The organism is Romboutsia sp. 13368, from assembly GCF_018336475.1.
In the GTDB taxonomy this organism is placed as follows: domain Bacteria; phylum Bacillota; class Clostridia; order Peptostreptococcales; family Peptostreptococcaceae; genus Romboutsia.
In genome coordinates this window covers 1,434,386-1,434,617 of the sequence record NZ_CP048741.1, presented here as the reverse complement: position 1 = coordinate 1,434,617, position 232 = coordinate 1,434,386, and the positions used below count along the sequence as shown (strand labels likewise).

Below are 232 nucleotides of genomic sequence, written 5' to 3'. Positions count from 1 at the left end.
GATAAATAAAGGAGAAAAATAATGAATATAGAAACTTTTGAAAAATTACAACTTAAAGAAGTAAAAGAATTAATAAAAGAATACTGTGTAAGTTCACTAGGAAAAGAACTTATAGATAAATTAAATCCAAGTGATAATTTTAATATAGTAAAAAGAAGATTAAGTGAAAATAAAGAAGCTAGAAAAATCTTAGAAAATAGTAACCATATACCATTAGAAGRACTATTTAATA

Annotated in this window: 1 pseudogene; it reads left to right on the top strand. The window is 20.8% G+C overall.

The annotated features are described in order from the left end of the window. Positions 1-21: 21 nt before the first annotated feature. Positions 22-232, top strand: a pseudogene (locus G3997_RS05780) (endonuclease MutS2); the annotation flags it as partial.